The organism is Vibrio sp. V01_P9A10T6 (assembly GCF_963877065.1).
Lineage (GTDB): Bacteria > Pseudomonadota > Gammaproteobacteria > Enterobacterales > Vibrionaceae > Vibrio > Vibrio anguillarum.
This window is the reverse complement of the sequence record NZ_CAWNTB010000072.1, coordinates 1-5,523: the sequence shown is the minus strand read 5'-3', so window position 1 is coordinate 5,523 and position 5,523 is coordinate 1. Positions and strand designations below refer to the sequence as shown.

The 5,523-nt window shown below is 46.2% G+C and carries 4 protein-coding genes; 2 read left to right on the top strand and 2 right to left on the bottom strand.

The features are described 5' to 3' along the window. Positions 1 to 31: 31 nt before the first annotated feature. Together vabS and AACQ21_RS04135 are read left to right on the top strand one after the other, a co-directional pair. A complete protein-coding gene (gene vabS, locus AACQ21_RS04140) occupies positions 32 to 1,345 on the top strand; it encodes a vanchrobactin export MFS transporter VabS (RefSeq protein ID WP_105977321.1) in 1,314 nt (437 codons plus the stop codon). Between the two features lie 247 nt (positions 1,346 to 1,592). Beyond that, complete coding sequence (locus AACQ21_RS04135; protein WP_181185582.1) at positions 1,593 to 2,516, top strand: isochorismatase family protein; 924 nt, start codon at positions 1,593 to 1,595, stop codon at positions 2,514 to 2,516. Between the two features lie 111 nt (positions 2,517 to 2,627). On the opposite strand, the gene vabE is transcribed toward AACQ21_RS04135, so the two are convergent. Beyond that, on the bottom strand, positions 2,628 to 4,259 hold the full coding sequence (gene vabE, locus AACQ21_RS04130) for a 2,3-dihydroxybenzoate-AMP ligase VabE (protein WP_105977319.1): 1,632 nt from the start codon (positions 4,257 to 4,259) through the stop codon (positions 2,628 to 2,630). Positions 4,260 to 4,262: 3 nt separating this feature from the next. Then, the gene (locus AACQ21_RS04125) at positions 4,263 to 5,450 is read right to left on the bottom strand and encodes an isochorismate synthase (protein WP_105977318.1); all 1,188 of its coding nucleotides are present in this window, start codon (positions 5,448 to 5,450) and stop codon (positions 4,263 to 4,265) included. Between the last annotated feature and the right edge of the window lie 73 nt (positions 5,451 to 5,523).

Genomic DNA, 5,523 nt, shown 5'->3' with positions numbered 1-5,523 from the left:
GCATTACATTCTGGTTTGAATAGATAATAGTATGAATATAAAGAATATATTTTTAGATTTTAGCCTACTGAAAAACAACCCACATTTCCGAATGGTCTTTATGGCCCGCATTATGTCAGTGCTTGCTCTTGGCATGATGACGGTCGCGGTGCCGATACAGATACATCAAATGACCGGTTCGACCTTGCAGGTAGGTCTTATCATGGCATTGGATGGTATTGGGATGTTTGTTGGCCTGCTGCTAGGAGGCGTACTGGCCGATAAGTACGATCGCCGTCGATTGATTTTGTTCGCACGCGCGACCTGTGGCATTGGGTTTGCTGCATTAGCATTGAATAGCATAGTCGCGCAATCCTCCTTAGCGGCTCTCTATATCCTCTCGGTGTGGGATGGTTTTTTTGGCGCTATGGGTATGACGGCCTTGATGGCTGCTTTACCGACCATTGTTGGGCGACAAAAATTACCTGAAGCTGCCGCATTGAGCATGCTAACGGTTCGATTAGGTATGGTTCTTTCGCCAGCGATTGGCGGCTTACTGATCACTGTCGGTGATGTCAGTTGGAACTATATTGCGGCTTCTGTTGGTACGCTCTGTACGTTGATTCCACTGTTTAGATTACCTTCGATGAAACCGCAACATCATACGCCAGAGAATCCATTTCAATCACTGTATGAAGGTGTTCAATTTCTATTTTCAAACAAAGTGGTTGGTTGTGTGGTGCTGTTTGGCACACTCGAAACATTAGCAACTGCGATTAGAGTGATGTTCCCTGCGTTAGCTTTAGTCTCATTTCAGGGCACCGCCGCTAACGCAGGTGTGATGTATTCGGCCATTCCGTTGGGGGCGATGTGTGGCGCACTGACTTCAGGTTGGGTAAAACAGTCGCAAAAGCCAGGAATGGTCTTAATCTACGCGACGTTAGGCTCATTTTTAGCGATTGTGGCTATGGGGCTTGTGAATAATTTTTGGTGGTTTGCTCTCATCTTAGTTGGCTATGGTTATTTGGGTTCGGTCGCTTCTTTGATTCAATATTCGATCGTACAAGGACACACTCCAGATCACCTGTTAGGCCGCGTAAGTAGCTTATGGACGGCGCAAGATGTATCGGGAGACTCGATAGGAGCACTCGGTTTAGGGGCGTTGGGTAAAGTGCTAGCACCAACGATGTCGATCCTCACTTTTGGTTTGGGTGCAACGGGAATTGGTGCGTTGATGGTGATGGCATTTCGCTCATTACGCCAAGCGACTCTGTTTGATCCAGCGCTTATCGTTAGCACAAGCTCAGAACCTAACGTCTCCTCAGATGAGGTCACTTCCCAACCGGCGGCGCAAACGATGAATTAGCTATTCGTTTTGTGGTGGGCTCTTGTTGTGTTGCCGTGAGTCGAGAGCGACATGTTGCACATATAATTGAGAATTAATCTCATTAACAATTGATTTTTATGCGTAGACTGCTTTAGTATTAATGAAATGATAATTGTTACCATTTGGGTGGCAGTTGTCGACGAATACGAGCCTCTTATTTCTGAAGTCGTTATTGGCTTTAAGGCATCACGAACGAGAAAAGCCTCTTTTAACAAGGATTACATTTATGGCGATTCCCAAAATAGCCAGCTACTCCATTCCGTTGGCTGAAACATTTCCGAAAAACAAAGTTCATTGGCATGTCCAAGCGGATAGAGCGGTACTGCTCATTCACGATATGCAAAAGTACTTTATCAACTTTTTTGATCATTCTCAGGCACCCGTTCCTGAGTTATTAGCGAATATTTCAGAGCTGAAATCACTGGCTCGTCAGGCAAATATCCCCGTGGTGTATACAGCTCAACCCCCTAACCAAGACCCAGTAGAGAGAGCGCTACTGACTGATTTTTGGGGAACAGGGCTGACAAAAGATACTGAGATTGTGTCTGAGCTTTCACCTGAAGACGGGGATATCCAATACACCAAATGGCGTTATAGCGCGTTTAAGAAAACGCCGCTGTTGGAGTGGATGAAAGAAACACAGCGTGACCAGTTGATCATTGTGGGTGTCTATGCACATATAGGTATCTTATCTACGGCGTTAGATGCCTTTATGTTGGATATACAGCCTTTTGTGGTCGGTGATGCTGTGGCTGACTTCTCTTTGGAAGATCATCATCATACGTTGAAATACATCACAGAGCGTGTTGGCTGCGTGACTTCGCTTGAGGCATTAAAACCACAAATGATCCACAGTCAAGAAACCAGATTATTGAGCCTTGAACAGATGCGTCAGCAAGTGGCTGAGCTATTGGATCTCGATTTAGATGAAGTGGATGTGGATGAGAAGCTCACTTTTCTTGGCTTAGATTCTATCCGCGCGGTTACCTTATTTGAATCATGGCGCAAGATGGGCATAGAGTGCGCCTTTTCAGAGATGATTAAATATTCAACCTTAAGAGAGTGGTGGCATGTGATGGAGCCTAGTGTTGTTGCTCAGTCGTCACATCAAGTCACGGACACACGTTCCACTGAAGAGCAAGCGGTTTGAGTATACTGGGCGACTAGAATAGGGAAAGAGAACGCATCGCCCAGCAAAAGCCGATATCGACGATATCGGCTTTTTCATCTTTAAGTTATTTGAGCGCCTGTGTTGCCATGATTAGTGAGAGTATTGCGTTCTTAACCATTTTTTGTTGACTTTGCCCACGGGGGTTTTAGGTAATTCATCGACGAAATGGATGTGATCAGGGATCTTAAATTCTGCTAATCCTTGAGCGTGTAAAAATCGTTTGAGAGTAATGGGTTTGAGCGTTTTACCGTTATCTGGAACGACAATGGCGCAACTGCGTTCACCAAGAAACTCATCAGCAATAGCAACCAAAGCCACATCATGAACATCCTGATGTTGAAGTAGCAGGTTTTCAACCTCTTCGGCTGCGATTTTTTCACCACCACGATTGATCTGATCTTTCTCTCGTCCCGTGACGATAATATTGCCCTCAGCCGTCCTACGCACTCTGTCACCTGTGATATAGAAGCCTTGGTCGGTGAATGAGCGTTGGTTATGTTCTGGAGCTCGGTAATAACCTCGAATCGTATAAGGGCCTCTGGTCATGAGCAAGCCTTCCTCACCCACCGCAGCGGGCTCACCCTCATCGTTGATTATCATCACTTCATCATCAGCTGAAATTGGGCGTCCTTGAGTAGTAACAATCACGCTGAGTGGGTCATCAAGTCGTGTGTAATTAACCAACCCTTCAGCCATTCCAAACACTTGCTGTAATTGACAATGAAGAGCCGTCGGTAAGCGCATTGCTGCGGCCTCACTAAACTTCGCTCCGCCGACTTGTACCAGAGTGAGGCTCGCGATGTTTTCTGTAGCGGACTCGGCGTATTTCATCCACAGTAGCGCTAACGGTGGCACTAGCGCTGCGACAGTAATGTGGTGCTTCTCAATTAAACGGAAAGCGGTGTGCGGTGTGGTATCGGAAGCGAGCACGACACAACCGCCAGCGTAAAAGACGCCCAATGCGCCGGGCGAGCTGAGTGGAAAGTTATGCGCAACGGGAAGAACACACAAATACCTCGTGTGTGGATCAAACTGACAAATTTGAATACTACCAAGTACGCTATAAGCGTAGTCATTGTGCGTACGAGGGATCAATTTGGGAGTGCCAGTTGTTCCGCCGGAAAGCTGGAAAAAAGCCACTTGATCAGCAAAGACCGAATCAGTAACAGGATCTTCTTCCACGCAGTGGTAAAGCGTATCTAATTCCTGAATTTGCTCGTGTGAGGATTGACCGCAAACAATGGTATGCAAGAGAGAAGGGCAACTACTTCGTAGTTTCTGCGCGGTTTGCTGCGCGTCAAAGCCCACGATATCGTCTGAAAAAATATAGGCTTTGGCGTGAGTATGTTGGCAAAAATAGCTCAGTTCTAGATAGCGGTGCGCTGGCAGAGCTAGAACCGGTTTAATGCCCCGCATGGTCAAGGCAAAAAAGCAGAGATAGAATTCAGCACGATTGGCCATTTGTAGCACGACATTATCACCCCGCTGCAAACCTAGGGAGCTCAAGCCAGCCGCAAGGCTGATCATTTTCTGATATAAATTGTGATAGCTGTACTGGCCGAAATCATCAATCAGTGCGATGGCGTCAGGGCTTTTTTTGACGGAATCACTGAAGTAATCAAATAAGGTTCTTTGTTGCCAGTAGCCTTGCTCACGATAGCGCTGGCTGAACTGCTCTGGCCAAGGGGTAACATCGGTCGGGTTAAGATTATTCATGACCACTCCTTAGGCGGTAAGTAATTCATCAATTTCAATACCAGCGGCTTTCAAAATGGTGCTCATTTTTGCCCCGGTTTCATCGAGTTCACTTTGTGGTGAGGATTCATTCACAATGCCAGCTCCAGCGAACACACTCATCTCGTTTTGGCTCACTTCAGCGCAGCGTATCGTGACAACCCACTCGCCATTCCCCCGAGCGTCGCACCAACCGATCATGCCAGTGAAGTAGCCGCGGTCGAAGGTTTCGATCTGCTTAATCGCTTGGTAAGCCGATAATCTTGGATAACCACACACTGCGGGTGTGGGGTGTAACTCTGCTGCAATGCGTAACGAGTTAATCATCGGATCATCGGCTTGTCCTTCAAGCACTGTTGATAAATGCAGCATCGTTTCGGTTTCAATCACTGATGGAACCATAGGGGTAAATAAGTTATGGCAGTAGCGGCTGAGCACTTTCTCGACTTCCTCGACGACGAAGGCATGTTCATTCAGATCTTTTTGCGTATCAAGTAATGAAGCGGAGCGTTGTTGGTTTTGCACCGCATTGTTTGATTTAGGACGCGAGCCTGCTAGGGGGTTAGAAACGATAAACCCGCCTTTCTTCGCCAACAACAACTCGGGACTGGCTCCCATTAACTTGGCGTTAGGGCCAATTTCAGTAGAAAAAGTGTAGCCATTGCTATTGATAGACAACAGATTACGCAATAAACGAGTTTGATCGATGTGTTGTGGAGTCGAGAGTTTCACTAAACGTGATAGAACCACTTTTGATAGTTCGGTGGTATTAAACAGCTCAAGTAAGGTTGTGACTCCTTGTTTGTAGTCGTTGCCTGTTGGCGGTGAAACAATGGTCGCTTTGTGGCTCTGCTGCCCTTCTTTTTCACTGGCCCGTGGGCTACCAGAAACATAGAGCTTTTCTGGAATAAAGAAACGCGTCGCCGTCTCTTCATTAAAAGGAATCGTCGCAAATAAAATAGGATTGTCGTACTCATCTGTTTTTGCTGCTTCTAGCATCTTGGTTGCTTGATCCGCCAGCTCACAGAATGGGATCGCTTGATTGAACTGATGAGCAATTCCCACGCCAAGCATGGTGTTGTGAGGCGAAGCAAAAAAGAAGGGAGATTCTTTTAAGTGCTCATCCAATAGCTGATTAGCCATTTTTGAAAACCCAATAACTTCACGTTTCATCACCAAAACTCCATTAATAACGTGTTACGCCTAATTGCTTATTATTTTACAAACCACTAAAGTATGCAGATTATATATG

Excerpts from the sequence above, each read along its gene's own strand:
- vabS (WP_105977321.1), top strand. The coding sequence starts at position 32 with ATGAATATAAAGAATATATTTTTAGATTTTAGCCTACTGAAAAACAAC.
- AACQ21_RS04135 (WP_181185582.1), top strand. The coding sequence starts at position 1,593 with ATGGCGATTCCCAAAATAGCCAGCTACTCCATTCCGTTGGCTGAAACA.